This is a genomic window from Bradyrhizobium paxllaeri (assembly GCF_001693515.2).
GTDB lineage: Bacteria > Pseudomonadota > Alphaproteobacteria > Rhizobiales > Xanthobacteraceae > Bradyrhizobium > Bradyrhizobium paxllaeri.
In genome coordinates this window covers 6,069,356-6,096,295 of sequence record NZ_CP042968.1, presented here as the reverse complement: position 1 = coordinate 6,096,295, position 26,940 = coordinate 6,069,356, and the positions used below count along the sequence as shown (strand labels likewise).

General features: G+C 61.6%; 28 protein-coding genes. 17 read left to right on the top strand and 11 right to left on the bottom strand.

The features are described from left to right. Positions 1 to 93 precede the first annotated feature (93 nt). The 3 genes from LMTR21_RS29135 (at position 94) to LMTR21_RS29125 (ending at position 2,375) form a co-directional block, all read left to right on the top strand. On the top strand, positions 94 to 1,227 hold the full coding sequence (locus LMTR21_RS29135) for an alpha-hydroxy acid oxidase (RefSeq protein ID WP_065754273.1): 1,134 nt from the start codon (positions 94 to 96) through the stop codon (positions 1,225 to 1,227). A gap of 159 nt (positions 1,228 to 1,386) precedes the next feature. Continuing rightward, a complete protein-coding gene (locus LMTR21_RS29130) occupies positions 1,387 to 1,593 on the top strand; it encodes a hypothetical protein (protein WP_065754274.1) in 207 nt (68 codons plus the stop codon). Between the two features lie 428 nt (positions 1,594 to 2,021). Further along, positions 2,022 to 2,375: a phasin gene (locus LMTR21_RS29125; protein WP_057840260.1), complete on the top strand. Its 354-nt coding sequence runs from the start codon at positions 2,022 to 2,024 to the stop codon at positions 2,373 to 2,375. Positions 2,376 to 2,392: 17 nt separating this feature from the next. Here LMTR21_RS29125 and LMTR21_RS29120 read toward each other — a convergent pair whose 3' ends face one another. Continuing rightward, positions 2,393 to 2,614: a hypothetical protein gene (locus LMTR21_RS29120; RefSeq protein WP_065754275.1), complete on the bottom strand. Its 222-nt coding sequence runs from the start codon at positions 2,612 to 2,614 to the stop codon at positions 2,393 to 2,395. Between the two features lie 193 nt (positions 2,615 to 2,807). On the opposite strand from LMTR21_RS29120, the gene LMTR21_RS29115 reads away from it, so the two are divergent. Both LMTR21_RS29115 and LMTR21_RS29105 read left to right on the top strand, forming a co-directional pair. Then, positions 2,808 to 3,104: a hypothetical protein gene (locus LMTR21_RS29115; protein ID WP_246174413.1), complete on the top strand. Its 297-nt coding sequence runs from the start codon at positions 2,808 to 2,810 to the stop codon at positions 3,102 to 3,104. A 519-nt stretch (positions 3,105 to 3,623) separates the two neighbouring features. Next, positions 3,624 to 3,839 carry a hypothetical protein gene (locus tag LMTR21_RS29105; protein ID WP_084030739.1) on the top strand — a complete coding sequence of 72 codons (216 nt, stop codon included), beginning with the start codon at positions 3,624 to 3,626 and terminating at the stop codon, positions 3,837 to 3,839. Positions 3,840 to 4,289: 450 nt separating this feature from the next. Here LMTR21_RS29105 and LMTR21_RS29100 read toward each other — a convergent pair whose 3' ends face one another. Beyond that, a complete protein-coding gene (locus tag LMTR21_RS29100; RefSeq protein WP_065754276.1) occupies positions 4,290 to 4,538 on the bottom strand; it encodes a hypothetical protein in 249 nt (82 codons plus the stop codon). Positions 4,539 to 4,914: 376 nt separating this feature from the next. On the opposite strand from LMTR21_RS29100, the gene LMTR21_RS29095 reads away from it, so the two are divergent. Both LMTR21_RS29095 and LMTR21_RS29090 read left to right on the top strand, forming a co-directional pair. After that, positions 4,915 to 6,072: an acyl-CoA dehydrogenase family protein gene (locus LMTR21_RS29095; RefSeq protein ID WP_187399216.1), complete on the top strand. Its 1,158-nt coding sequence runs from the start codon at positions 4,915 to 4,917 to the stop codon at positions 6,070 to 6,072. 10 nt (positions 6,073 to 6,082) lie between these two features. Continuing rightward, a complete protein-coding gene (locus LMTR21_RS29090) occupies positions 6,083 to 6,637 on the top strand; it encodes a flavin reductase family protein (RefSeq protein ID WP_065754278.1) in 555 nt (184 codons plus the stop codon). 53 nt (positions 6,638 to 6,690) lie between these two features. Here LMTR21_RS29090 and LMTR21_RS29085 read toward each other — a convergent pair whose 3' ends face one another. Continuing rightward, positions 6,691 to 7,566 carry a polysaccharide deacetylase family protein gene (locus LMTR21_RS29085; RefSeq protein WP_065754279.1) on the bottom strand — a complete coding sequence of 292 codons (876 nt, stop codon included), beginning with the start codon at positions 7,564 to 7,566 and terminating at the stop codon, positions 6,691 to 6,693. Positions 7,567 to 7,585: 19 nt separating this feature from the next. Beyond that, a complete protein-coding gene (locus tag LMTR21_RS29080) occupies positions 7,586 to 8,692 on the bottom strand; it encodes an LLM class flavin-dependent oxidoreductase (protein WP_065754280.1) in 1,107 nt (368 codons plus the stop codon). 172 nt (positions 8,693 to 8,864) lie between these two features. Here LMTR21_RS29080 and LMTR21_RS29075 point away from each other — a divergent pair, with 172 nt between their 5' ends. The 4 genes from LMTR21_RS29075 (at position 8,865) to LMTR21_RS41530 (ending at position 12,903) form a co-directional block, all read left to right on the top strand. Next, a complete protein-coding gene (locus LMTR21_RS29075; protein ID WP_065754281.1) occupies positions 8,865 to 9,746 on the top strand; it encodes an FAD binding domain-containing protein in 882 nt (293 codons plus the stop codon). Beyond that, complete coding sequence (locus LMTR21_RS29070; protein ID WP_065754282.1) at positions 9,743 to 10,228, top strand: (2Fe-2S)-binding protein; 486 nt, start codon at positions 9,743 to 9,745, stop codon at positions 10,226 to 10,228. The genes LMTR21_RS29075 and LMTR21_RS29070 overlap by 4 nt, the downstream gene beginning before the upstream one ends. Further along, positions 10,225 to 12,618 carry a xanthine dehydrogenase family protein molybdopterin-binding subunit gene (locus LMTR21_RS29065; RefSeq protein ID WP_065754283.1) on the top strand — a complete coding sequence of 798 codons (2,394 nt, stop codon included), beginning with the start codon at positions 10,225 to 10,227 and terminating at the stop codon, positions 12,616 to 12,618. The genes LMTR21_RS29070 and LMTR21_RS29065 overlap by 4 nt, the downstream gene beginning before the upstream one ends. Before the next feature lie 156 nt (positions 12,619 to 12,774). Beyond that, positions 12,775 to 12,903: a hypothetical protein gene (locus LMTR21_RS41530; RefSeq protein ID WP_283813521.1), complete on the top strand. Its 129-nt coding sequence runs from the start codon at positions 12,775 to 12,777 to the stop codon at positions 12,901 to 12,903. Positions 12,904 to 13,385: 482 nt separating this feature from the next. Here LMTR21_RS41530 and LMTR21_RS29055 read toward each other — a convergent pair whose 3' ends face one another. After that, positions 13,386 to 14,573: an enoyl-CoA hydratase-related protein gene (locus LMTR21_RS29055; RefSeq protein ID WP_084030740.1), complete on the bottom strand. Its 1,188-nt coding sequence runs from the start codon at positions 14,571 to 14,573 to the stop codon at positions 13,386 to 13,388. A gap of 173 nt (positions 14,574 to 14,746) precedes the next feature. Here LMTR21_RS29055 and LMTR21_RS29050 point away from each other — a divergent pair, with 173 nt between their 5' ends. The 6 genes from LMTR21_RS29050 to LMTR21_RS29025 all read left to right on the top strand — a co-directional run bounded on the left by LMTR21_RS29050 (position 14,747) and on the right by LMTR21_RS29025 (position 20,206). Beyond that, positions 14,747 to 16,006 (top strand): aromatic ring-hydroxylating oxygenase subunit alpha, encoded by a 1,260-nt coding sequence (locus LMTR21_RS29050; protein ID WP_065754285.1) that lies wholly within the window; start codon positions 14,747 to 14,749, stop codon positions 16,004 to 16,006. After that, a complete protein-coding gene (locus tag LMTR21_RS29045) occupies positions 16,006 to 16,500 on the top strand; it encodes an aromatic-ring-hydroxylating dioxygenase subunit beta (RefSeq protein ID WP_065754286.1) in 495 nt (164 codons plus the stop codon). Before LMTR21_RS29050 ends, LMTR21_RS29045 begins: the two co-directional genes overlap by 1 nt. Positions 16,501 to 16,523: 23 nt before the next feature. Then, positions 16,524 to 17,318: an enoyl-CoA hydratase/isomerase family protein gene (locus LMTR21_RS29040; protein ID WP_065754287.1), complete on the top strand. Its 795-nt coding sequence runs from the start codon at positions 16,524 to 16,526 to the stop codon at positions 17,316 to 17,318. A 92-nt stretch (positions 17,319 to 17,410) separates the two neighbouring features. Continuing rightward, complete coding sequence (locus LMTR21_RS29035) at positions 17,411 to 18,079, top strand: SDR family NAD(P)-dependent oxidoreductase (protein WP_246174410.1); 669 nt, start codon at positions 17,411 to 17,413, stop codon at positions 18,077 to 18,079. 1 nt (position 18,080) lies between these two features. Beyond that, a complete protein-coding gene (locus tag LMTR21_RS29030; RefSeq protein ID WP_065754289.1) occupies positions 18,081 to 19,016 on the top strand; it encodes an alpha/beta hydrolase in 936 nt (311 codons plus the stop codon). Continuing rightward, a complete protein-coding gene (locus tag LMTR21_RS29025; RefSeq protein ID WP_084030741.1) occupies positions 19,013 to 20,206 on the top strand; it encodes an acyl-CoA dehydrogenase family protein in 1,194 nt (397 codons plus the stop codon). The genes LMTR21_RS29030 and LMTR21_RS29025 overlap by 4 nt, the downstream gene beginning before the upstream one ends. A gap of 40 nt (positions 20,207 to 20,246) precedes the next feature. On the opposite strand, the gene LMTR21_RS29020 is transcribed toward LMTR21_RS29025, so the two are convergent. The 6 genes from LMTR21_RS29020 to LMTR21_RS28995 are packed head-to-tail and all read right to left on the bottom strand — an operon-like array spanning position 20,247 to position 26,940. Then, entirely contained in the window at positions 20,247 to 21,407 is a 1,161-nt protein-coding gene (locus tag LMTR21_RS29020; protein WP_065754290.1) for an ABC transporter substrate-binding protein, read from the bottom strand. Positions 21,408 to 21,439: 32 nt separating this feature from the next. Continuing rightward, positions 21,440 to 22,486: a branched-chain amino acid ABC transporter permease gene (locus LMTR21_RS29015; protein WP_065754291.1), complete on the bottom strand. Its 1,047-nt coding sequence runs from the start codon at positions 22,484 to 22,486 to the stop codon at positions 21,440 to 21,442. Between the two features lie 5 nt (positions 22,487 to 22,491). Then, on the bottom strand, positions 22,492 to 23,364 hold the full coding sequence (locus LMTR21_RS29010) for a branched-chain amino acid ABC transporter permease (RefSeq protein WP_065754292.1): 873 nt from the start codon (positions 23,362 to 23,364) through the stop codon (positions 22,492 to 22,494). Then, on the bottom strand, positions 23,364 to 25,295 hold the full coding sequence (locus tag LMTR21_RS29005) for an AMP-dependent synthetase/ligase (protein ID WP_084030743.1): 1,932 nt from the start codon (positions 25,293 to 25,295) through the stop codon (positions 23,364 to 23,366). The genes LMTR21_RS29010 and LMTR21_RS29005 overlap by 1 nt, the downstream gene beginning before the upstream one ends. After that, the gene (locus LMTR21_RS29000; RefSeq protein ID WP_065754515.1) at positions 25,295 to 26,089 is read right to left on the bottom strand and encodes an ABC transporter ATP-binding protein; all 795 of its coding nucleotides are present in this window, start codon (positions 26,087 to 26,089) and stop codon (positions 25,295 to 25,297) included. Before LMTR21_RS29000 ends, LMTR21_RS29005 begins: the two co-directional genes overlap by 1 nt. Beyond that, positions 26,086 to 26,940 carry an ABC transporter ATP-binding protein gene (locus LMTR21_RS28995; RefSeq protein ID WP_065754293.1) on the bottom strand — a complete coding sequence of 285 codons (855 nt, stop codon included), beginning with the start codon at positions 26,938 to 26,940 and terminating at the stop codon, positions 26,086 to 26,088. The genes LMTR21_RS29000 and LMTR21_RS28995 overlap by 4 nt, the downstream gene beginning before the upstream one ends.

Here is a 26,940-nt window from a genome sequence, read left to right as displayed (position 1 = left end):
CCGCGTTTGCGTGACGCCTAACCTGTTCAAAGCGGTAGCTTTTTCCGTTTAGCTGCGGCTAAGGTGCAGCCAAGATGATGGGAGAGAAACAGCATGAATGACGGCACCCCCACGCGTCCGGCGAGGAATGTCGAGCTCGGCGCCAGCGGCGAGGAATTCCAGAATCTCCACGAATTCATTCGAAAGGCCCGCGCCCGGCTGAACCAGAACGCATGGGACTACATCGTAGGCGCCTCCGAGACCGAGACCACGATGCGGCGCAACCGGATGGCGCTCGACGAGATCGCATTCCGGCCGCGGGTGCTGCGCAATGTCGCGCAGGTCGACGCTTCGACCGAGGTATTCGGCCGCCGCTTGCGTTTGCCTGTGATGATTGCGCCGGTTGGCGCGCTTGAGATTTTCGACCCCAATTCAGGCGCCGCGGTCGCGCGTGGCGCGGGGCAGTTTGGCGCCGCTCATATGCTGAGCTCGGTGTCCGAGCCGGGGCTTGAGGCGACCGCCAAGGCTGCGCCCGATGCGTTGCGCATCTATCAGCTCTATGTCCGCGGCGATGATGCTTTTGTCGAGGATGTTGTCAGCCGCACCATCGACAATGGTTATGCGGCCTTCTGCCTGACCGTTGACACGGCGCACTACAGCCGGCGTGAGCGCGATATCGCCAAGCGGTATGTCCGCGAAAGCCGTATCCGGGCCACCGGCGGCGACTTCCAGAAGGGGCTGGATTGGCGCACGGTGAAGCTGATCAAGGACAAGTATAAAATTCCGCTGGTGATCAAGGGTATCGCCACGGCGGAAGACGCCGCCATCGCGCTCGACCATGGCGTGGACTGGATCTATGTGTCGAACCACGGCGGCCGCCAGCTCGACCACGGACGCGGCGCGATGCACGTCTTGCCGGAAATCGTCGACGCCGTCGCTGGCCGCGCCAGGATCATGGTCGACGGCTCGTTTTGCCGCGGCACCGACATCGTGAAGGCAATCGCGTCCGGTGCCGATCTGGTCGGGATCGGCCGGCTGCAATGCTGGGCGCTGGCGGCCGCGGGCGAGGCCGGCATCGTGCGGATGCTGGAGCTGCTCGAGGATGAGATTATCCGTTGCCTCGGATTGCTGGGCGTCACCCGCTTTGCAGAACTCGACAAATCCTATCTGCATGCGGCGACCGCGACCAATCCGCCGAGCGTGTTCAGCGCCTTCCCGCTGCTGGACATCGAGCCCTATCGCTATTGAGAAGAGCGGCTGCGCCGGCTCTTTCACGTGAACGGCCCTATTATTGTCCGGGGGCGGTCCCTCGCCAGGGAACCTGGCGGGGGGTTCTGCATTATCTGGGCGCCGAAGGTGGCGCCGTGAGCATAAGTCTGATCCCCATGGTCCTGTAGTTGCAAGCGAATGCCAGAGAATCCTTTCGCTGAACTCAGCCTCGAAAAGGCGATCGCTCTCCGCTGGACGTTGCGGGATATTCAGGCACGCCGACTGAAATTGTCGCCGGTCAGTGACGAAGATCTGCGAACGTTGACGGACCTTGGCCTGGTCGAAGCGCGGGAGGAGGGACTTGTGCTGACGCCGGCCGGAACGGCCGTCGTGAACGGGCCGTAGTCAGCGCGCCTTCAGGAAACTCTCGCCTGAGTCGCAAGGCGTGCAGTGATAGGTCAACACGTCGTATTGCTGGTCGCGCGGCTCGATCATGGCTAGCCGCATCTGCGCACCGCATTTCATGCAGGGCATTTCTATGCTGGTCTGAAACCGCGTGCAGGTGGGTGTCGGTCGAAACGTTTGTAGCATCGTATCCCCATGTCCCAAGAGAGACTTAAAACCAGAGACGCAACGCCACCGAACCCGAATCACTATGCCACACTGTTGCCACCATTGGAATCACGCGTCACGTCCGTACGGTTACGGACTATTTCCGGGCGGGGCTCGATGCCGGCCGTGGAAGTCCATGCCCGGCGAAGACCCGGTCAATACGGCGCAGACGCAGGCGGGAATTGTGCTAACCTGCCAAGGCCGACACTGGAGGAGCGACCATGACTGAACCGAAACTCGAAGTCCCGGCCGAGCTGCGCGATCTGGCCGAGAAAACCATCGATCAGGCGGAAAAGGCGTTCGGCATGTTCTTCGACGCCGCCGGCAAGTCCATGACATCGATGCCCGGCGCGGGTACGGAAATTTCCAGGCAGGCGCTGTCGTTTACCGAGCAGAACATGAAGGCTGCGTTCGAGCATGCCCGCAAGCTGGTCCACGCGACCGACCTTCAGGAGGCAATGAGGATCCAGTCCGAATTCCTGCGCAGCCAGTTCACCAACGCCGGTGAACATATGCGACAGATCACCGGCGGCGTCATGTCGGCCGCAAAGGACTCGGCGAAAGGCAAGTTCTGAGAAAGTGAGAAAGCTCGCTAGCGGCGGCGCGCAATCGCGACGCCGAACAGAAAGGCGACGAACAGGCTGGCCAGCGGCGCTTCGCGGGTAATCGCGCTGATGGTCGCGAGCGGCATTCCGGGCTTCCGTGCCGCGGTGATCGCCTCGCTGAGACGTCCGACCGCAGCCTGCAGCGCGGCAGATACTTCCGTCAGCGTGCGCGACACATCGGTCGCGGTGTCGATGGCGCGTTCTGCCATCCCGGGTTGCGGTGGCCCTGAGTTTTCGATTTCCACGTTATCAACTCACTCGATCGCCTGGCAATTGCCGGGCAGGGCTAATGTCCCGACAATGCGCGGACAAGACGTTTGTTCCTGCAGATCGTCGCTTCCTTGATGGATCCGGCGGAACCTTCTTCGTCGCCGGGATTTGAATTCGTCAGAGGAGAGCAGCATGGATTTTCCGATGACGAGGGAATTGACCGAGGATCAAACGACCAGGCGTGGTGGCGCGCCGTTGAAGGTTGCGATTGTGGTCGCGGTTCTCGGCGTGCTCGGCATGCTGATCGTCGATCAAGGGCCATGGAATAAGCCGAAAATGCAGCACCCCGTGATCGCGAACTACAGCACTACCGGCGAGGCCGCCCGGGCAGCCGGTGCGGATGTTATCCCAACCGAGCCGAAGCTACAGGTCGAGCCTAGTCCACCAGTGCCAAAGCCTGTTTATCCGGTGAACCCCCCGCCGCAGTAGGGCGCGCCATTTGTCACGTCGGGCAAATCACCCGGCACTACGGCATCATCACACGAGTTCGCAGGCGCTTCAACGATCGCGTCAGCGTACGCTAACGAATGAGCGTACGCTGACGAATGCGCTCCAGCACGCAGCCAACCCTGCGGCCACCAGCACAAGCAGTGGGTTGTCGCAGAACGGACTGCCGTACTGGCATATGGCGACACCCAGCGAGCCGATCTCATGACGGCCTGCTGTGTAGAACAAGCCCGACGTTGCGCCATCCACGGCCCAACAATTTCGTTTCGATGCCGCCGCGCCCGATCTGAAGCTGTTGGAAAAGCACGATCGGGCAAGTAGCCAGCGAAAGACGCAAAAACCTTCAATTGCTATGATCCTCTTTCGCGGCGACTCAACAACTGGCGGATTCAAATGAAGGCTAGGGGTTTAGCAATTTCGGAAAATCAGAAATTAAGTTGACTTTTCACCCAAATCAGTGGTCTATGGAGCACCTGGTTCTTCTTTCCAGGAGGCGCTGTAATGTTCGACCAATCTTCGGAGCTTGTCGAGATATCGAAGCTCAACGGCGAGTTCAGAAAAAATTACGGCAAGCTAATCGGCGCGTACCTCTATCTACGCTCCGTCAGTGCCGCACGCGGCCGTTCGTGGTTTTGGGCCAGCTTGATTTCCCTCGCTTGTTCTGGAGCTTTGGCTTGGCTGGCGCGGCATGGCTGGCCGCTATCAAGCTCGCCTTGATCTCTCCGTCCCGATTATCGAAGCGCACTGCGTTTGACAGCTCAAAGCCTAGTCGGAAAGCCTTACGTTCGGCCTGGTTCTTTCCGAAGCGGCTAAGAGCACATGGTCCTGCATGGCTTTATTCGCTTTGTTCAACCTTAAGGACCAGCAGGAACCTGCTAAGTTCGGACGATCGTAAGGCTGCTCTGTAGAGCGTATGTCGCGATGGTAGCATCCTGGTCGATGCCGCTGAACTCAGTCGAAATTCGAATATATCGCGTCCGCTCGGAGGCGCCTTCTGCGCTTTTGCCCGTTGCATATGCGGCAGAAGACGAGCGCATTGAACGAGGCCTCAGAAGTTTTTCAATCGCGGCCGGCCCCTGACGCTGAAAATGATCCGCACGATCAGCAAAGAATGGAACGTCTCAGTATGAATTGGTACGTGCGTGGTCGTCTCGCGACGGGGACTTTTCAGGCCGCGACTCCAAATAACAAGCCTATCCCAAATGCAACGAAGCACACGACAATTCCAACCAGTCCCGCAGATCTCGCTTCTATTTCTATTCGGCCATCATCATCGTAGCGATAGCCGAACACGTTGAACTCTTTCCAAGGGCCGCCGAGAGGCTCGACATGGATCCGGCCAAATGAGAGCAGCGGCAGAGTCAGCCGCGCCATTGTGTAGCCAATCACCTCGATCAGGAAGTCGAGAAGCGCCATAGTGTCCCGGCAGATTGTCAGCCAGCTGTAGCCTACAGGCTCAGAGTCCGACGATCAACGACACGTGTTCGCGTATCGATTTGTCGCTTGCGGAGGCGTCGCTAACAAATATGCGCAAGGCTTTCTTTCAACCTGAAACTTCCGCTCGGCTACTGAAGTGGCTTATTAGCCACCGGGCTTTTTTTGCGTTTGGGGGTAGTGCTTTATGGCGAAATAGTCATGCTCGCCGCGCCTTGATCATTGGCGCTCAGTCAGTAGACTAGCAGAGCTCGGTCGACGTAAAGCAACGGAGCGGGCGAGGAGACATATGGCGGAACACAGCGTCAGGTCGGATGCAGGTTCGCCCGGAGCACCGGGTACGGCCGGCTATGCCGCCATGGTCGCGCGAGCCAAGGCCCTGATTCCAGAGCTGCGCGATCGCGCTTCAAGAACGGAAGAGCTCCGGCGCTTGCCGCCGGAGACCGAACGCGATCTGCATGATTCCGGCCTGTTCCGGATCGTGCAGCCCAAACGCGTCGGGGGCGCCGAGCTTGACTATATTGCTTTGGTTGATTGCGCCGACGCACTAGGGCAGGCGGATGCTTCCGTTTCATGGAATTTCGCCAATCTTGCCAGCCATCACTGGATGCTTGGCATGTTTGACAAGCAGGCGCAGGACACGGTCTGGGACAAGAATGCCGATGCGTTGATCGCGTCGTCCTTTATCTTTCCGGCCGGCCGCGCGAGGAAGGCGGACGGGGGATATGTCCTGCGCGGTCATTGGCCGTTCTCGTCGGGCGTTGAGTCCTGCGACTGGAACATGCTTGCCGGCGTCGTGGCGTCGGACGATGAGGCCGACGGCATCGAATATCGGCTATTCCTGCTCAACAGGAACCAGTACAGGATCAACGACACCTGGAATGCGACGGGCCTATGCGGCACCGGATCGAACGACGTATGGGTCGAGGATGCCTTCGTTGCGGAGAACATGACCGTCGCGATCAGCGATCTGACTGGCGGGCCGACGCCGGGGAGCGTTGTCAACCCAAACGCACTGTATGCGCTGCCGGTCTTCTCTCTCTTTCCGTACGTGTTGTCGGGTGTTGGTTTGGGCAACGCCCAGGCCTGTCTGAATGACTATGTTGAACTCGCACGACATCGAGCGTCGACTTACAACCGTGCCAAGCTCAGCGATTTGCAGACGACCCAAATCAAGATTGCGGAGGCATCCGCCAAGATCGACGCGGCCCGCCTCGTCATGCGCACGAACTGCATCGATGCGATGGCTGACGCGAGGCGGGGCTATATCCCCGATCTGGTGGGCAAGACGACATTGCGGAGGGATGGCGCCTTCGCGGTGAACCTCTGCACCGAAGCGGTTTCGCTGTTGTTTGCGGCTAGCGGTGCGCGCAGCCTGTTCACGTCTGGCGCGCTGCAGCGGCAGTTCCGCGACGCGCACGCGGTGAATTCGCACCTCGCATTCAATTTCGATGCGGCGGGAACCAATTATGGACGCGTGGCGCTTGGCCTGCCGTCCGAAAATCTGACGCTCTGAGGCCTGGCGGATGTCTGACTCACCCAAGCATCCGGCTGATCCCGCCAACGAGCTTGCCAGCGACAACTCGGCGATCGATCCACGTGATTTTCGCAATGCGCTTGGGACCTTCGCCACGGGCGTCACCATCGTCACGGCGATGGCCGCGGATGGAAAGCCATATGGCGTGACCTGCAACTCCTTTGCCTCGGTCTCGCTCAATCCGCCGCTGGTGTTGTGGAGTCTGGGGATGTTTTCGCAAGGGCTTACGATCTTCCAGAACGCCAGCCATTTCACGGTCAATGTCCTCGGAGCCTCCCAACAGGCGCTGGCGTCGCAGTTTGCAAAATCGTCGGAGGACAAGTTCGCCGGTGTGAGCTGGACACCGGGGCTTGGCAACGCGCCGGTGTTGACCGACAGCGTCGCAAATTTCCAATGCCGCGCGGCCAATCGGTATTACGGTGGCGATCACATCATCTTCCTCGGCGCGGTCGAATCCTACGCCTATAATCGGCAGGAGCCTCTATTATTTGCACGCGGCGGCTTCGGCCGATTTCTTGCCGGAGATGGCAAGAAATCTTCTTAAGCGGATGCCGGCCTCTCGTTGGAGCTATCGCGGCCGCGCGATCGCGCGTTACTCTAGGTCTTCGTCATCTCTGCGCGGTACCAGTCGCCAATCTCACTTGCGGTCATCAGCGCCACGCCGTCGTGACCGAGGACATAGTCGAGCAGTGCCTCCAGATACCTGATGCGGTGCGGCACGCCTGTAATATAGGGGTGAATCGAGATCGCCATGATCCGCGCATTTGATGCGCCTTCAAGATACAACCGGTCGAACTGATCGGTGCAGCGCTTCAGGAATTGCTCTGAAGGAAGATGCTGCAACGCATGGACGACGATGTCGTTGGTTTCGACCGAGTAGGGGATCGTCGTGATGGTACCGTGGGGCGTAGCGATATCCTGCGGCAGGTCGTCGATGACCCAGTCCGCGACATAGTCGATGCCGTTGAGGCGCAGCAGATCGAGTGTTTCCTCGGTCTCCGTTAGGCCGGGACTTTCCCATGACCGTGGCGGCTTTCCCGTAAATTTCGAAATCGTCTCGACCGATCGTTTGATGGCATCGGCCTGGTTTTCGACTTTGTGCATCGGGCCCTGCACGAAACCGTGGCCCATGAACTCAAATCCGGCTTCGAGTGCAGCGGAGGCGACGCGCGGGTAAGTGTTGCAGACGTTGGCGTTGAGCGCCAATGTGACGGGCATTCTGCGGTCGGTCAGTGCCTTGAACTGTCGCCAGAAGCCGGCGCGCATCCCGTACTCATGCCAGGACCAGTTCGGCACGTCGGGCAACAGCGGCTGGCCCATCGGTGGGCTCAGCACGGTGCGAGGCATCGCGTTCTCGATCCGCCACTCCTCGACATTGAGGATGACCCATACCGCGAGCTTCTTGCCGCCGGGCAGCGTCAGCTTAGGCCGGTCGACCTGTGCCTGATAGGGGATGCGATCACTCAGCGCCACGGCAAGAATCCCTCTCGGATCATTCGGCGGCTTTGGAGCCGCTGGTCGCGGCGGCATTGATCATCGGCATGACCTTTTCGGCCATCAGGATCATGGACTGACGTCCCAGTTCGCGATCCTTCCAGTCCTTCCCGGCATAGAGCAAGGTGCCGAAGGGCCCGGTCTCTTCCTGAAAAGCAAGCAGTTGATCCGCCACGCTCTCCGCCGTGCCATGAATGATCAGCTTGTCGCAGATCGACTCCAGTGTCACCTCGTCGTCGGGCTGATCGCGGCGCGTCTTGAACAGTTCGATGCGACCACCGCGCTTCAGCTTGGTGAAAAGCGAGCGATAGTAGTAGACATAGGGGCCGTCCGGATCGGTGGCATAGGCCTTTGCGGTGGCTGCGTCCTTGGCGACGAACACGCTCTTGGCAACGCGCCAATTCGTCGGATCGGCTGGACGTCCGGCACGTTCGCAACCCTCGACATATTTCGGCCAATGGCTTTTCACCCAGGCCGGCATCAGGAAGTTTGCGGAGATCGGATCCCAGCCGCGTGCAGCAGCTTCTGTCACACCCTTTGAAAACGGCGCCACTGCCGTCACCACGATCGGCGGGTGCGGACGTTGCAGGGGACGCGGGATGAAGCCTTGGCCGATATCCTCGATCAGAGTCTTCTGAATCGATATGTTCCAGTATTTGCCTCGAAGATTGTAGGGAGGCTTACTGGCCCAGATCTGAAGCACCTGATTGATCGCCTCCAGGAACATGGCGTTCCTGTCCGCGTCGAGGTTGCCGAATACTTCCGCGTCCGATAGCAGGCCGCCGGGGCTGATGCCGAAGATCAGGCGTCCGTCGAGCATATGATCGAGCATCGCGATCTCGGCTGCAATCGCCGCAGGATGGGCATTCGGCATGTTGACGGTGCCGGTCCCGAGCTTGATCTGCCTGGTTGCCGCCGCAAGCCATGCGATAAAAGCGACGCAGGACGTGATGTTCTCAGCTCTGTCGGTGGTGTGCTCGCCGACATAACCCTCGGTGTATCCGAGTTCATCGGCCAGCAGGAAGGCCTCGCGATCCTCCTTGAGCGAAAGCCGCCAATCCTTGTCGACGGGATGGATAGGCATCGTAAAGAAGCCAAGCTTCATGATCGCTCTTCCCCAAAAGGCAGGCTTTTTGTTTGCACAGAACCTGCGTCGTTCGTCGTTCGAAAACAAGCGTAAACTCGAAAATAATCGCCCGATAACTTGACCTTTGCTGATCCGAGCCGTCTAATCCCGTGAAAATGCCGATAGTTGGCCGGGGAGGTCACGCTAAGAAATGAAAGCCTCGGCTTTCGATTACGCTCGCGCGAGCAGCGTCGCAAATGCGCTGGAATTGCTTACCGCGCATGGCGAAAGGGCCAGGGTGTTGGCGGGTGGCCAGAGCTTGCTCCCGGCGATGAATCTGCGCTTGGTCACGCCGGACCTCATTGTAGATATTGGCGGGCTGGACGACTTGCGCGGGGTCGCGGTGAACGGGGACGTCCTCACCATCGGCGCGCTGACACGCCATACCGATCTCCTTAAATCCCCGGAAATAGCGGCTCATGCTCCCTTGCTGAGGGACGCGGTCGCTCGTGTCGCCCATCCCGCGATCCGCAACCGCGGCACCATTGGTGGAAACCTTGCCCAGGCAGATCCGGCATCGGAGCTGCCAGCCTGTATGCTGGCGCTTGGTGCTACCATCATTGCGCGCGGGCCGGACGGAGAGCGGCGGATTGCGGCTGATGAGTTCTTCGCCGGAATCTACGAAACTGCGCTTACGCCGCAGGAGCTGCTGGTCGCCGTTGAATTGCCGGTGCAGCCGACGGACTCGACGCATTACTTTCATGAGTTCGCCCGTCGACATGGCGACTACGCGATCGTCGGCTTGGCCGCGCAGGCTTTGGTCAGGGATGGGCGGTTCGCGGATCTTCGCCTTGGTTTCTTTGCAGTGGGCGATCGCCCGTTATTGGCCAAGTCTGCCGGTGAACTGATTGATGTGGCCGTCACGCCTGCAGTCTTGTCCGCGGTGTCCTCCGCGCTGGATGAGGAGCTTAGTCCGCTCGGGGATCAGCAGGCGACGCCCGCCATGCGCCGCCATCTGGCGAAGGTCCTGCTGACACGTTGCGTATCCTCGCTGCTTGCCCGGACCGATCTCTGTGCGGGAGTATCCGCGTGACGGCTACGGTTGCGATTTCGCTGAGTGTCAATGGCGAGCTTGTTGAAGCGAGTGTACTGCCGCGCCTGAACTTGGCGGATTTTCTTCGTGAACATCTTAAGCTGACCGGCACGCATCTCGGGTGCGAGCATGGCGTGTGCGGCGCCTGCACGGTCCGCGTCAATGGCGACATCGTCCGCTCCTGCCTGATGCTCGCGGTGCAGACCGACAATGCAAAGGTCGAGACGATCGAGGGTTTATCCGACAGCGGAGAGATCGCCGATTTGCAGTCCGCATTTCGGGAGCGCAACGCGCTGCAATGCGGCTTCTGTACGCCGGGAATGCTGATGGCGGCGCAGGATCTGCTGCAGCAATCGCCAACCCCGGATCGAGAGCAGATCCGCGAGCATCTTTCCGGTAATTATTGCCGCTGCACAGGCTACCAGGCGATCGTCGATGCCGTCGAGACCACAGCGCGGGCGCGTACCGGACGCCTGCCATGACCTCTGAACAGCCAAATCCTGAAATGCTTTCTGCGCTGGATCGTCCGAATTCCTATATCGGCAAGACAGTGCCGCGGCCGAATCTCGACCGGCTGATGCAGGGGCGGGGGCTCTATGTCAGCGACGTTGAACTGCCGCGCATGGCGCATGTCGTGTTCGTACGCTCGCCGCACGCGCATGCGAGGATTGTTGGCATTGACGCGTCTCCGGCCAAGCAGATGCCGGGAGTGATTGCCGTCGTATCGGGCAGCGAGCTCGCAGCCGTTATCACGCCATGGATCGGTGTACTTTCGCATCTGAAGGGGTTGAAATCCGCTCCGCAAAGCGCCATCGCGATCGACCATGTGTGCTGGCAGGGTGAAGCGGTTGCGGCCGTCGTGGCGAACAGCCGCGCACAGGCCGAGGATGCAGCCGAACTCGTCTCGGTCGAGTATCAAGAACTCGATGCCGTAACGGATATGCGCGCCGCGCTCGATCCGGCAACAGCCGTGATCCATGCCTCGCTCGGCGACAATCTGGCTTTCGAGCGCAATCACGATGCGGGCGCCGTCGACCAGGCCTTTGCCGAATCCGACGAGGTGGTGGACGCAGAGTTCATATTCGGGCGGCACACCGGCGTGACGCTGGAACCGCGCGCGGTGGTAGCAGACTGGAACGCCGCAGAAGCGCGACTGACGATCTATCAAGGCACGCAGGCGCCGCATATGGTGCAGAATATCGCGGCGCTCCATCTTGGTTTGAAGGAATCGCAGGTGCGCGTCGTCTGCAAGGACGTCGGTGGCTCATTCGGCATCAAGGTCCATATCTATGCCGACGAGATGGCGACCTACGCGCTGTCCAGGCTGTTGCGGCGTCCGGTCAAGTTCGTCGCCGACCGGGTCGAGAGCTTCAACACCGACATTCATGCCCGCGATCATCGCTGCAAGGGAAAGATCGGCGTCAAGCGCGACGGCACCATCACGGCATTCGAGATCGACGACCTTACGGGCATCGGACCCTATTCGATGTATCCCCGCACCAGTGCGATCGAAGCCAATCAGGTCGTCAATCTCGTCGGTGGGCCCTATGTGACCAGGAACTACCGTGCCCGTGCCCGCGTCGTGTTCCAGAACAAGAATGTGATGTGCCAGTACCGCGCCGTCGGCCATCCGATCGCCTGCTCGGTGACAGAAGGATTGGTCGATCTGGCGGCCATGAAGATCGGCATGGACCCGGTCGAGATCCGCCGTCGCAATCTGATTGCGGATAATGCATATCCCTGTGCCTCGCCGTCAGGCCTGCGCTTCGAGCAATTGTCGCACCATGCGGCTCTAAGCAAACTCGTCCAGATGATGGACTATGAAGCGTTACGCGCCGAACAGTCGACCCTGCGGGCAAGAAACATTTATCGGGGTATCGGCGTCGCCAGCTTCATCGAGGTCACCAACCCCAGCGCGGCGTTCTATGGTGTCGGAGGCGCGAAGATATCCTCCCAGGATGGCGTCGCGGTGCGGCTCGACGCTCAGGGCTCGGTGATTTGCCAGACGAGTATCACCGAGCAGGGACAGGGATCGGAATCGCTCACGGCACAGATCGTTGGCAGCGTGCTTGGCGTCTCGATGGATCGCGTTCGGGTGATTTTGGGCGACACCGACAATACACCATATGGCGGGGGTACGTGGGCCTCGCGAGGTGCCGGCATCGGCGGCGAGGCTGCGCTGCAGGCCACCAAGGTGCTCCGCAAGAACATACTCGACGTCGCGGCCGCCATCCTCCAGTCTACGGCGGGTGAACTCGACATCGTCAACAACGCCGTGGTGACGGTGGTCGATGGCGCGCCGCGGATCGAGTTGAGCGAGCTTGCCCGCATCGTCTATTTCCGCCCGGACACGCTGCCACCAGGCATGCAGCCCGAACTGATGGCGACCAGGCACTTTGTCCCGCGCGAATACCCCTTCGCGTTTACCAACGGCGTTCAGGCTTCGTGGCTTGAGGTTGATATCGACACCGGCTTTGTGAAGTTGCTGAAGCACTGGGTGGTCGAGGATTGCGGCACCATCATCAATCCACAGCTAGTCGATGAGCAGATCAGGGGCGGCGTTGTGCAGGGGCTTGGCGCGGCACTGTTCGAAAAATGCGTCTATGACGAACGCGGCCAGCTAACCAACGCCAATATGGCCGACTATCTGGTTCCGATGTCCGGTGAGATGCCGGATATCGATGTCGGGCATGTGGTTTCGCCGACCTTGGAATCGGAGCTGGGTGCAAAGGGCGCAGGGGAGGCCGGCACGGCAGGTGCGGCCGCTGCCGTCACCAATGCGATCAATGACGCCCTCAAGCCGTTTGGAGCGGTCATCACGGAAATCCCCCTGACGCCCCAGGTTATCCTGACTGCCCTTAGACGAATCTGACGCGAGCACGATAGGATTCAGCAGAACAGGACGCCCCATGGATCGAACTTAGCGCACCCTGCAAACCGAATCCAACGAAGTACTTTACGACGTGGCGGACCATATCGCGGCCATGACACTCAACGCACCCGGGCGCATGAATGCGATTTCCTGCCCATGCTGAATGACCTGACGCGGTTGCTCGTCAGGGCGAGGACCGCGACGTCTACTGCGTTATTCGCGCTGCCGACCAACCTTACGGCGGTGCGCGCGCTGCGCAATCACGTCAAGATGCTCGGTTCCTGAGCCTGCGGCGACGCAGCCAGAGGTGTCGACTGACTTGGTCCGCGCATGAACGTCCTTGCCGCGAAGCACCTGCCGCTCCCGCGTGTCCTGCATCCATGGCCGGAGCAACGCTTCCTCGTCATCCACCCGAGGTAGGAGCCGTATGCGTGAATTGCGCGCATACGGATCTGGGCGGAGGGCGCTCAGCAATGGGCGTCTCTACCGAAGCAAAGATAAATAATTTCAATGGGTTAGAGGGGGCGTGCGCACCAAGAGATCAAAGAAAATCCGGCGACAACCGGTGTGAGTACGCTCAACCGAACGCACTGCGGTGTCAGCGGCGGGCCGATGTTTGGGGACGGGAGCGATCTCGTTCGGCAGGCCGTGAATTTGCGCCGGTCAGGTGCCGAGGGTTCAATTCGCGGAATGAGCCGTTATGGGACTTCCGCTTGATTGCCGCTGAAACTTCGCCATGGGTGCGCGTTGTCGTCTGATCGCTTCGCTCATTCATCGCGGAATCGCGGGCGGCGCTTGGCGATGAAGGCATGTATTCCCTCTTGAGCGTCATCGGTGGCGCTGGCGGTGACGATCGATTCCCTTTCGGCATCGAGCTGATCCGACAGGCCGGTCTCGAATGACTGCCTCAGCATGCGACGAACGGCGCCGAAGGCGCGCGTCGGACCGGCGGCAAGCTTGGCGGCGAGGGCAGCCGCTTCGTCCTCAACCGCATCGCTAGGCGCCAGACGCGATACCAATCCGAAATCGAGTGCTTCCTGGGCGGTGAGGCGGCGGTTGAGCAGGAACAGCTCCTGCGCGCGCCGCATTCCAACCATACGCGGCAAGAACCAGGTATTGCCGCCATCGGCCGTCAGGCCCAGCGCACTGTAGCCGAGCGCAAACCGCGCATCGTCGGCCGCTACGACAATGTCGGCGGCGCAGAGCAGGCCCAATCCACCGCCACCTGCGCCGCCGCGCACGGCCGCGACCACGGGCGCATCGATGCTGGTCAGCCGCTCGATCGCCAGATGATAGCTGTCGATCATGCGGCGCAGCCGGCTCGGCAGTTGCTCGCGTGCGGTGCCCGCGAACAGGCTGAGGTCGCCGCCGACCGTGAAGTTCGGCCCGTTGCCGGCGATCAGGACAGCGCGGACATCTGACCTTTCGGCAATCTGTGTTGCAGCTTCGGCGAGATCGGCGGCCATGCCGGTATCGATTGCGTTGCCCTTATCCGGTCGGTTCAGGCGCAAGGTCGCAACACCGCCTTCGAAATCGAGCAACACGGTTCGGAGCCGGCCAGCGGCGTCATGCCAGCGCGCGGTGTCGGTAAACTGCTCGAGCGACTTGATGCGTCCCTGGTCTATCGCAATCAGATGCGCAAAGGCTGCGTCGAGCGCGGCGCCGCCTTGCCTGCCGTGGCCGCGATAACGGCCTGTCACCAGCAGGCGGCCGTCGGCGAGATCGAGGAACTGTTCCGGTTCGGCGCGTGCCTCGAAATGTCGGGCGATCCGGCCCCAGCCATTGCGCCGCATCGCCGTGGGGCTGTCGTGATCGCCACCAATGCCGAACGGCATTCCTTCGGCTGTTCGGCCGGTGAATTCTGGATGCAGCAGCGCGTCGAGCTGCTCGCGGTCACCGGCGGCAAGCGCGGCATAGAGCGCGCGGGCGAGATCGGCGCGGTTGCGGCTCTCCATCCCAATCTCCCTCTTCAAACCCGTGTTCGGTCCGGTGCCAGGGCCGAACGGGAAAATCCCCTTGAAGCCGCCCAATGCCGGTGCTATTATTTGAACGGTCAGTCGGATTATTTTTAACCCAAACCGCAGGTCTTCGCAAGAGAGTCCGCTGTCGGCCAGTGGGAGATGCAGCAATGAACGTCGTGCCGCGCGCGTCACAGTGGGGCGAATTGATCCGGCCGGACCGGGTGCACGGCTCGCTCTACAGCGATCCCGCGATCTTCGAAGCCGAGCTGCAGAACATCTGGTATCGCATCTGGGTCTATGTCGGGCATGAGAGCGAGGTGCCCAACGCTAACGACTACGTCGTCAAGTCGATCGGCCCGCAATCGGTCATCATGACCCGCGACGAGCAAGGCAAGGTCAATCTGCTGCTGAATCGATGTTCGCATCGCGGCAACCAGGTCTGTTCCTATGACAGGGGCAACGCGCGCTCCTTCACATGTCCGTTCCATTCCTGGACGTTTGCCAATGACGGCCGTCTGGTCGGCTACGCGTTCCCGGATGGCTACGAAGGCCAGGACAAGTCAAAGCTGGCGTTGGGCCGCGTGACGCGGGTGCAATCCTATCGCGGCTTTGTGTTCGGCTCGTTTGCGGCCGAGGGCCCGACGCTGGAAGAACATCTCGGCGGCGCCGCCGAAACCATCGACCGTCTGGTTCGTTTCTCGCCGGAAGGCGAGGTCGAAGTCACCGCGGGGTTCCTCAAGCATCGCGTCAAGGCCAACTGGAAATTCATCCTCGAAAACGAATGCGACGGCTACCATCCGGCCTTCGTGCATTCTTCGATCTTCGGCGTCGCCGACAGCGCGATCGGCAAGCTCTATGGTGGCGCATCGACGGCGGTGACGCGTGACTATGGCAACGGCCATACCGAAATCGATCTGCGACCCGAATTCCGCAAACGCGACGCGCCGATGAGCTGGTTCGGCACCACGGAAGAGCGGCTGCCGGATTATACGGCGCGGATGAAGGCTGCCTATGGCGACCAGAAGGCGCGCGAGATCATGATCGACGGCACGCCGCATGTGATGATCTTCCCGAACCTGTTCATCGCCGAAATCCAGATGTTCGTGATCCAGCCGCTCGCGGTCGACGACAGCGTGCAGCATGTCACGGCCTTGCAGTTCAAGGGCGCGCCCGACATGAATCGACGCTTGCGCCAGCAGACCATGGGTTCGGTCGGGCCGGCCGGATTGCTGCTGGCGGACGATTCGGAAATGTACGAGCGCTGTCACCGCGGCGTGCTGGCACGCATACCCGAATGGATTTTCCTCGGCCGCGGCGAGAGGCGCGAGCGGCGGGACGAGCTCGGCTTCAAGGTCGGCCACGTCACCGACGAGATCCCGTCGCGCGGCATCTGGAGCCATTATCGCAGCCTGATGGAGAAGCCGTAATGCTGTCGCGCGAGAGCAGCGCCGCGTTGATGGGTGCCGTGACCGCCTTCATCTACAAGGAGGCGCGACTGCAGGATGAGCACGCGTATGAAGCCTGGGAAGCGCTGTGGACCGACGACGGCATCTATTGGGTGCCGGCCAATGGCGACGACATCGATCCCGAAAAGGAAATGTCTGTCATCTACGACAACCGTTCGCGTATTTCGCTGCGCATCAAACAGTTGCTGACCGGCAAACGCCACACCCAGACGCCGCAATCGCGGTTGCGCCGGCTCGTGTCCAATATCGAGTTGCTGGACGAGCAGGCGAGCGGCGATATCTCGGTCGCCAGCAACAGCATGGTGTTCGAATCCAGTCTGCGCGACGACACCATCTGGGCCGCCCGCAACGAATACCGGTTGCGCTATGTCGATGGCGAGCTGCGAATGGCGTACAAGAAGGTGATCCTGGTCAACAACGAGAAAGCGCTCTTTACGCTCTCGTTCCTCATCTAGCCGGCCAAAGGCGGAAACTTGCCATGATCGATAAAGGTCCCGTTCTGCTCGACATCGCCGACGGCATCGCGCGGCTGCGGCTCAACCGCCCCGATGCCGCCAACGGCATGAGCGCCGAACTCTTGAGCGCGCTGTGCGATGCCATCATGGTCTGCCACGGCCAACCTGACCTGCGCGTGTTGCTCCTGAGCGGCGAGGGGACCAATTTTTGCGCGGGCGGAGACGTCCGCGCGTTTGCTTCCAAGGGCGAGAAGTTGCCGGACTATATCAGGCAGGCCACGGCCTATCTGCAGAATGCGGTGACGGGATTGTTGCGGCTGGAGGCGCCGGTCATCGCTTCCGTTCAGGGCTTTGCGGCGGGTGGCGGTGGCTTCGGCCTCGTCTGCGCCTCCGATATCGTCATCGCCGGCGAATCCGCGAAATTCCTTGCGGGTGCAACGCGCGTTGCGATGGCCCCTGACGCGGGCGTGTCCGTTACGCTGTCGCGCCTGGTCGGCCTGCGCCGGGCGATGTCGATCCTGTTGACCAATCCGGTGATATCGGCGCCCGAGGCGCTTGCCATGGGCATCGTCACCAAGGTCGTGCCGGATGCGGAACTCGCCGACTCATCGCTTGCGATGGCACGAGAACTGGCAGCCGGCGCGCCGAAAGCGCTGGCAGCAACCAAGCGGCTGGTTTGGGCCGGGACCGGCACCAGCATCGAGCAGTGCTTGTCGGAAGAAGCGCGCACCGTGTCCGAACTGTCGGGTATGGCCGATGCACGCGAAGGGCTCGCCGCCGTCATCGAGCGGCGCAAACCCTTCTTTACGGGACGCTAGGCGTGCCGCCCGCCGCCACCCGACCATTCGGAAGGCTCAATGGCCGTCGCGCTTTTGTATCAGGCGGGGCGCGGGGAATCGGTGCGGCGATCGTGGGGAGTTTTGCCGATGCCGGTGCGAAGGTCGTTATCGGCGATCTCGATGTTGAGGCTGCATCCAGTCTTGCCGGGCAGGTTGGCGCGACCGCGGTCCGCCTCGATGTCGGCGACACCGGCATGGTGCAAGCGATGATGTCGCAGCATGGGCCGTTCGATATCGTCGTCAATAATGCCGGCGTCGACCAGCATGCGTTCTTCACCGACACGACGGCAGACGATTGGGCCAGGTTGCTTACGGTCAATCTGGTTTCGGTCCTGGCATGCACCCACGCCGTGCTTCCTGCCATGCAGGCAGCCGGCTTCGGGCGGGTTATCAACATCACCTCGGAAGCCGCTCGGCTCGGCTCCAGGGGCGGCGCGGTCTATTCAGCCGCCAAGGGCGGCGTGATCGCCTTCACCAAGAGCATTGCGCGCGAAAACGCGCGCTTCGGAATTACCGCCAATGCGATCGCGCCGGGGCCGATCCGCACACCGATGCTGGAAGCGGCCGTCGCCAAGGGCGGCGACAAGATATTGCGCGCCATGACCGATGCAACCTTGTTGCGGCGGCTCGGCGAGCCCGAAGAGGTCGCCGCTGCGGTATTGTTCCTAGCTTCCGATCAAGGGGCCTATATCACCGGCGAGACCATCGGCGTATCGGGCGGCATGGGATTGGGCGGCTGATATGGCGCGCGCAGGCGAGGACATCGCAACCGCTCCGATCGATCGTGCGATCGCGCGTATCCGCGCGGTGTATCGCGGCTGGAATCGCGACACGTCAGTGACCCAGATGCGCCGCGATTGGGATGCGGCCTTCGGAGGCAGCACCGCACCCGTTACCTGCGAACGCATCTCTGCCAGTGGCGTCGATGGCGAATGGATATCACCAGCCGGCGCGCCGCAGGATAAGGCCATCCTTTATTTCCATGGCGGTGGCTTTCGCATCGGCTCGGTGTCCTCGCACCGCGATCTGATTGCGCAGATCGCTGTTGCCAGCGGCTGCCGCGTGCTCGGCATCAACTATCGCCTTGCGCCGGAGCATCCTTTTCCAGCCGCGCTGGACGATGCGCTCGCTGCATATGATTGGATGCTTGGTCTGGGGCTGCAGCCCGGCAACGTCGCCTTTGCCGGAGATTCCGCCGGCGGAAACCTCGCACTCGCCACCATGCTGGCCTTGCGCGAACGAAAGCGTCCGCTACCCGTGTTGGCGGTGTTGATGTCGCCATGGACCGATCTGTCGGCGACCGGCGCAAGTTACCTCAGCCGCGCCAAAGCAGACCCGATCCATCAGCGCCCGATGATCCTGGCGCTGGCCAGGAATTATCTGGGCGAAGGCGATCCCTATGATCCGCTCGTATCGCCGCTATATGCCGACCTCGGCGGCTTGCCGCCACTATTGATCCAGGTCGGCGACCGCGAAACCGTGCTGGACGATTCCGTCATGTTGGCCGACATGGCGCGCGCTGCCGGGGTCGACGTCGATCTGCAGGTGTGGGACGGTATGATCCACGTTTTCCAGATGTTCGGTACGGAACTTCCCGAGGCGCATCAGGCCATCGCATCGATCGCACAGTTTCTCAACCGGCACCTTCACATCAAGGCCGAGAGGGCATCCCCATGAACGTCAGGCCCGCCGAACAGCGCAGCCACTCCGACGGCGAATTCCATTTCTCGGAGCAGCCGCAGCTTCCCGAGGAATTGCGGATGCTGCGCGAGCAGGTCCGCCGCTTTGTCGAGAAGGAAGTCGTGCCCCATGGCGAGCAGTGGGAGCGCGACGGCAAGATTCCGCGCGAGATCTACCGCCGCATGGGCACGCTTGGCTTCCTTGGCATGCGCCACGCAGCCGAATATGGCGGCACCGATATGGGCCCACTGGCCTCAATGGTGTGGGCAGAGGAGCTGGGACGTTCGACGTTCGGCGGCTTCACCTCGTCGGTTCTGGTGCATACCGACATGTCGGCCGTTCACATCACGCTGCGGGGTACGCCTGAGCAAAAGCAAAGATATCTTCCCGCGATCATCCGCGGCGAAACGATCTGCTCGATCGCGGTAACGGAACCCGATGCGGGGTCCGACGTCGCCGGATTGAAGACGCGCGCCCGCCGGGATGGTGATTCCTGGGTGATCAATGGCTCAAAAATGTTCATCACCAATGCGGTCTATGGCGACATCCTGATCGTCGCCGCGCGCACCGATCCCACGGCCAAGGGCAGCCGGGGCATTTCGCTGTTCATTGTCGAGCGCACGACGCCCGGCATTTCCGTGACCAAGCTCGACAAACACGGCTGGCTGTGCTCCGACACCGCCGAGATCGCCTTCCAGGATGTGCGTATCCCCGCTGCAAATCTGCTGGGCGAGGAAAATCGCGGCTTCTACGGTATCATGGAAACCTTCGAAAACGAGCGGATCTGCATCGGTGGCATCTGCGCAGGAGAGTCCGCCAAGGCGATCGAACTCACCACCAATTATGTGAAGAGCCGGCAGGCGTTTGGCGGCCCCTTGTGGAACCAGCAGGCGGTGCGGCTCAAGCTCGCTTCGCTCGCAACCAAGGCAGCGGCCGCCCGGGCGCTCGCCTATCATGCGGCGGAGCTTGTGGAAGCCGGCAAGCCGTGCCCGCGTGAAGTATCGATGGTGAAGGCGCTGTCCCCGGAAGTGCTGCACGAGGTCGTGCATGGCTGCCTGCAATTGCACGGCGGCACCGGCTTCATGCGCGGCACGCCCATCGAGCGGATGGCGCGTGATGCGCGGGTGCTGACCATCGGCGGCGGCGCCACCGAGGTGATGCTCGAGGAAGTCGCCAAACGGATGTGAGCGCTGACCGGCGCCGATACCCCGGTCAGCGCTCCGCCGATCAGTTCACCGGCTTGAAGCTCAGCGTCGCGGTCTCGGCCTGCATGATCTGCAGCTTCTGGTTCGAGAAGCGGACGCCAGCACCGAAGCTGATCGGCGCCATGATGCCGGTTTCGACATTTTTGGTCTTCTCCAGCTCGGCGATGGTGCAAGCCCAGGTCGGCTGCTTGCCGCATCGCTCGATCGCAGAAATCAGCACCTTGGCGGCGGCATAGCCGGTCATCGAATAGCGGTTGATGCCTTTGATCTCGGCTTCCGGAAGTAGTCCCTTGGCCTTCTCGAGGAAGGCCTTGCCCGCCGGTCCCGCGAACGGCTCGACATAGTCGACCGCGTAGATGCCGTCGCCGGCCGGGCCCATCAGCTTCAGCACCGGCTCAACTCGTCCAGGCCAGAAGATGCCGACCACCGGCTTGATATTGAGCTTCTCCAGCTCCTTCATCATCGCGATATTTTCGCCGATGATGCCGCCGGCCAGAAACACCTCGGCGCCGGAATCCTTCAGCTGCAACATGTCAGACGAAAAATCCTGCTGGCCCTTCTTGTAGTTGCCGCTGTAGACTACGTTCAGCTTCTTGGCCTTGACCACGGTATCGAAGCCGTCGCGCACGGTGATGCCGTAATCATCGTCCTGCGTGATCAGGCCCCATTTCTTCCCCGGGTTCTTGTCAGCGAGATAATTGACGAGATGGATGATGCCTTCCTCATAGGATTGCCCGACTACGAACACGTTCTTGCGCGGCGGCTCCCAGAGGAATTTTACCGGCGCCACGTCGATCACTGTGGGGATACCGGATTTCTCCAGCAACGGCATCACGGCGATCGACTGTCCCGAGCCTGAGATGCCGAGTATCGCGAAGGCCTTGTCGACATCGATCACCTTCTTGACGCCCTGAATGGTGCGGGCGGTGACATAGCCGTCGTCCTCCAGCACATATTTGATCTTGCGGCCGTTGATGCCGCCGGCATTGTTGGCTTCCGCGATCGCGATCTTGTGGCCGATGGATGCGGCAACGCCGAGCAGTGCCGGCGGCCCGGTCAAGGGCTCGACGTCACCGATCACGATTTCGGTGTCGGTGATGCCGGGATCGGCTGCCAGCGAAGGACCGGTCGAGAGGCATGTGCCTGCGAACAACAGCGACGCGGTCGCCAGATATTTGATCATTGTTTCCTCCTCCTGCCTGATTGCTTTTCTGGTTAGTAACGAAGCGGCCAGTTCACCCACATCCGCCTGATGTCGTGCCATGCACCGACCAGGCCACGTGGCTGGAAGCGCAGGAACAGGATGATGACGAGGCCGTAGAGCATGCTCTTGAGCTCCTGCGCGCCGGTCGTGAACATCGCGTCCATCTGTGCGCTGAACAGGCTGAATACGAGGCGCGTCGCCTCCGGCAGCAGCACAATCAAGATGGTGCCGAGGACGGCACCCAGCGCCGAGCCGAGCCCGCCGACGATCAGGATCGCCAGCGCCTCGATCGAGAGCAGGAACGGGAAGCCTTCGACGCTGACAAAGGATAGGTAGATGCCGTACAGCGCGCCCGCCAGGCCGGTGATGAAGGCGGAGGTGACGAAGGCGAACAGCTTGTAGGCGTGCAGATTGATGCCCATGACCCGGGCGGCGGTGTCGTTGTCGCGGATCGCGACAAAGGCGCGGCCGACGCGGCTGCGGCGAATGTTGAGCGTTGCAAACAGCGTGAGGATGGCGAAGCCGAGGCAGAGATAGGTGAAAGCGGCATCGCTGTCGAAGCTGAAGCCGAAGATCTCCGGCCGCTGCACCGGGATGCCACGGGCGCCGCTGGTCAGCCACCGCGCTTCCAGGATCACGGTGTTGATGATGAAGGAGAATGCCAGCGTGGTGATGGCGAGATAAAGTCCCTTCAGCCGCAGCGACGGTGCGCCGACGATGAGGCTGGCGAGCGCCGGCACCACGCCCGCGCCGAGAAAGCCGACCAGCGGATGCATGTGATATTTGGAAACCAGCACCGCATAGGCGTAGGCGCCGGTGACGAGAAAGCCGACATGGCCGAGCGAGATCAGGCCGGTGTAGCCGGTCAGGATATTCAAGCCGAGCGCTCCGACCACCGTGATCAGGATGATCATCAGGAACGACAGCGCGTAGGAGTTCAGCACAAAGGGCGCGACGACCAGGCCAGCGACCAGAACCGCCGACCACAGCCATACCGGCGGCGAATCGACGAGCGTTACGAGTTCGCCATAGGTTTGCTTGAAATCGCCGGTGCGCATCGCCGTTAGACCCTCTCTATGTCGCGTTCGCCAAAGATGCCGAACGGGCGGATCATCAGCACCACGATGATCATGGCAAAGCCTGCGACTTCCTTCATGCCGGAGCCGACATAGCCGCCGGCGAGATTTTCGGTGATGCCGATCAGGAGGCCGCCGAGGCCGGATCCGATCACGGCGTCGAGGCCGCCGAGGATGGTGGCCGGGAACGCCTTCAGACCGAGCTGAAACATCGCCGGCGACAGATCGTAGGACAGCGCAAAGAACACGCCGCCGATTCCGGCGATCACGGACGACGCGGCCCAGGCCAGGGCATGAACCCGGGTGGCGCTGATACCCATCAGTAGCGCGGTGCGGTCGTCGGCAGCAACGGCGCGCATCGCGACGCCAATCTTGCTGTAGCGGAAGAATGCCCAGATCGCCGCGAGCAGCGCCAGAAGCGTGGCGATGACGGCGATCTGGCCGGTGCGGACCCCGATCGAACCGATCCGCACGATGGTGCGGCCGACGCCGACGTCGAGGCCGTGCGGATAGGCGTCCCAGATAAAATTGATCGACGAGCGGAGGATCACAGCCAGGCCGATGGTCACCATGACGGTGGCAAAGACCGGCTCGCCCAGCATCGGCCGCATCACCACGCGTTCGATGACGAGGCCGAGCACGACGGCGGCCAGGATGGCGCCGAGTGCGACAACAAACACGTTGCCGCTGACCGTGGTCGAAATGGTCCAGGCGATATAGGCCGTGATCATGGTCATTTCGCCCTGTGCGAAATTGACCAGGCCGGTGGATTTGTAGATCACCGCAAAGCCCATCGCGATCAGGCCATAGATGGCGCCGATCGCAAGGCCGGATATCAGCAGCTGGATCAAATACTGCATCACCCCTCCTGGTAGATGATGGCAAGTTCTCGCGCGAACTTCTTCTCGATCAGGGCTCGGCGGACCTTTTGCGTGGCGGTCAACTCGCCGTCGTCGTGGTCGAGTTCCTTTTCCAGGATCGCGAAGCGGCGGATGTTCTCGACGCGGGCGAAGCGCTTGTTGGTCTCGTTGACGATGCGCTCGACCAGCTCGTGCACCTCGGCAAGCTGCGACAGCGACTTGTAATTGGTGTAGGGCAGGGCCTTGTCCCGCGCCCAGCGGCCGACATTGTCGAAATCGACCTGGATGATGGCGCCGAGATATTTCTTGGCTTCGCCGACCACGATCGCTTCCTTGATGAACTCGCTATCCTTCAGCGCGTTCTCGATCTCGGAGGGGGCGATGTTCTTGCCGCCAGCGGTGATGATGATCGCCTTCTTGCGGTCGACCACGGTAATCTCACCGTTGTCCAGGACCTCGACGATGTCGCCGGTGCGCAGCCAGCCAGCGGAATCGAGCGTAGCGGTGGATGCTTTCTCGTCGAGGAAGTAGCCTTTGAAGACGCCGGGATTGCGCAGCAGGATCTCGCCGTCGCTGTCGAGCTTCCACTCGGTGTGGAGCAGCGGCAAGCCGCAGCCGCCGAGCCGGTGATGGCTGTCGGTCTGGATAAAGGCGACGCCGCCGGATTCGGTCAGGCCATAGCCCTGCGAAACCGGGCGGCCGACGATATCGAAGAAGCGCAGCGTCTCCGGCGAGATCGAGGCCCCTGCACACAGACGGTGACGGCTGCGTGCAAAGCCGAGATGGCGCTGGATGTTGCGGAACAGTAGTACGCAGAGCAGCGCGTAGCCAAGGCGGTCGTACCACGTGGTGGTTCCGGATTGCCGGCGGTCCGACAGTTTGCGGCCCCAGGCCATACAGGCTTTCACGAAGCGCTGCCGCAGTTGTCCGCTTTCCCCGAGCCGAAACAGGAAGCCTTGCTGCAGCTTTTCATAGATGCGGGGGACGCCGACGAAAAAGGTCGGCGCGATCTCGCGGATGTTGAGCGCGACGGTGTCGATCGATTCGGCAAAACTGACGGCGCCGCCGAGCACCAGATGCGTCACCTCGCCATAGCAACGCTCGGCCACGTGGCACAGCGGCAGGTAGCTCACCGCCTCGAACGGCTTGTCGGCGATCCCGACGGCTTCGGCGTAGATGTAGGCGGCATAGACCAAATTGCGGTGCGTCAGCATCGCGCCTTTCGGCGGGCCAGTCGTGCCTGACGTATAGACTAGGATGGAGACGTCGTCGGGCGACGCCTGCGATATCAGGCGGTCGAGCGTCGCGTTGGCGTCGGGATTTTCGAGTGCGTAAGCCTTGCCGCGCTCGCACAGTCTTTCGAACGACATTAGCTGCGATTGGCTGTACTGCCGGAGGCCCTTCATGTCGACGCAGACGATGGCATCGAGCACGGGCAGGCCATCATTGTTGGCCAGCGCATCCAGCACCTTGTCGGTTTGTTCCTGGTCGCCGGTGACGACGACCCGCGCACCGGAGTGGCGGACGATGTACTGCAGCTCGACCCAGGGATTGGTCGGATAGATGCCGACTGCGACCGCACCGATCATCTGGACACCGAGATCGGCATAAAACCATTCCGGCGAGTTCTCGCCGGCGATGGCGATGCGGTCGCCGGGCTTGATGCCGAGCGCGAGCAGGCCGAGGGCCACCGAACGCGCCGTCTCGTAGTAATGGCTCCAGGAATAGGGATTCCAGATGCCATATTCCTTTTCGCGGAGCGCAAGCTTGTCGCCATGGATCGCGGCGCGCTGGCGCAGCAATTGCGGTATGGTGATCGCGGCGTTCTTGAGTGCAGTCCGCAGCGAACTGGTATCGTCCGCGGACGACGTTCGCGCCGAACTCGATTGCATCGGCGGATGTTCGGTGCGCAGGCTTTCGAGTGCCGACATCACGCGCTCACCTGTGCTGGGGCTTCCGCCCGGTGGCCGCCCAGATAGGCCTTCGTTACGGCGGGGTCGCGCCGTACTTCAGCGGGCGCACCTTCGGCGATCTTGCGTCCGAAATTCAGGACATGAACGCGGTCGGAAACATCCATCACGATCCGCATCTCGTGCTCGATCATCAGCACGGTGATGCCTAGTTCGTCGCGGATGTCCAGGACGAAGCGGGCGATATCCTCGGTCTCTTCCTGATTCATGCCCGACACCATTTCATCGAGCAGCAGCAGCTTCGGCTCGCATGCGAGTGCCCGCGCCAGCTCGACGCGCTTTTGCTGGCCGTAGGACAGCGTGCCGACGATGGCGTCACGGATGTGCTCGATTTCGAGGAATTCGATGATGTGCTCGACCCGCTGGCGGGCCTCGATCTCTTCGCGTCGGGTGCGGCCGAAAAAGATGACGGCGTCGAGCACGTTGGAGCGAAGATGGGTGTGCCGGCCGGTCAGGATGTTTTCGACCACAGTGCCGTGCTTGAACAGCGCGAGGTTCTGAAAGGTCCGCCCGATCCCGATTCTGGCAAACCGCGAGGGCGAGACAGCTGCGAGGTCGATGCCGTCGAACAGCATGCGGCCACCGCTTGGCCGCAGCACGCCGGAGATCATGTTGAACAACGTGGTCTTGCCGGCGCCGTTCGGGCCGATCACGCTGCAGATTTCGCCGGATGTCACGTCAAGGCTGACATCGGCAACCGCCTGCAGGCCGCCGAAGCGCTTGCTGAGGTTTTCGATCCTGAGCAGCGTTGTCACGACAGCCACCGTTTGCGCCGCTTGTAGTGCTTGACGTCGCGCAGGCTCTTGCGTCCCGAATTGGAGACGCCGAGATAGAACTCCTGCACGTCCTCGTTCGCGGCCAGCTTTTTTGCGGAGCCGTCGAGGACCACGCGGCCTGTCTCCAGAATGTAGCCATAGTCGGCGATGTCGAGCGCGCGCTGTGCGTTCTGCTCGACCAGCAGCACCGTCATCTTCATCTCGTCTCGCAGTTTTGCGATCACCTCGTAGATCCGGTCGATAATCAGCGGCGCGAGGCCCAGCGACGGCTCGTCTAGCGCCAGCAGCACGGGATCGGTCATCAGGGCGCGGCCGATCGCCAGCATCTGCTGTTCGCCGCCTGACATGTAGCCTGCGATTTGGTCACGCCGCTCGAACAGGCGCGGGAACAGCGCGAACACTTTCTCGCGCCGCTCACGCGCTTCGGCAGTGGACTTGGTGTAGCCCCCCATCTGCAGGTTTTCGTCGATGGTCAGCGCCGGAAACACGCGGCGGCCCTCCGGCACCTGCACGATGCCGCGCCGAACCAGCTCATCGGGCGCCAGATGATGCACCTCCGCGTTGCGGAAGCGGATGGTGCCGTTCTCGATCACGCCTTCCTCGGTGTAGAGGATTCCCGACATCGCCTTCAGAAGCGTCGATTTGCCGGCGCCGTTGGAGCCGAGCAGGGCGACGATGCCGCCCTCGGGAACCGCAATGCTGACGTCGCGGATCGCCTCGATAGCGTTGTCATAGACGATGCGGATGTTGCGGAATTCCAGCAGGCATGACGGGTCGGGCACTGCCTGCGCGCCGCTGATGTTCGCTTGCGTCGGGATCGCTGTCGGCAT